Source organism: Mesorhizobium sp. WSM4844, from assembly GCF_055811775.1.
Map to the genome: position 1 here is coordinate 1 of NZ_JBVVQB010000233.1, position 239 is coordinate 239.

The 239-nt window shown below is 65.7% G+C and carries 1 pseudogene; it reads left to right on the forward strand.

What is annotated here, in order from left to right:
• Positions 1 to 239, forward strand: a pseudogene (locus AC0L2A_RS36565) (nucleoside 2-deoxyribosyltransferase); the annotation flags it as partial.

Sequence of the window (239 nt, forward strand, 5' to 3'; positions counted from 1 at the left end):
TGCCTGGCCTATTCCAATGACGGCGCCGCCTATGCCGACCGTGTCGGCCGCTTCATGGACGTGACGTCCGAGGATGGGCGGCTGGTCGACGCGCAGGGACTGACGGTCGAGGATTTTGGCCTCGTCGACAATCTCATGATGATCCACGCGCTGGAGCTGCATGGCTGCCCGCTGGTGACGCCGGCGCAGATGCCGATCGACGTGTGGCACGATCTGGCCGCGTTCGAGGCTTGCGTCCG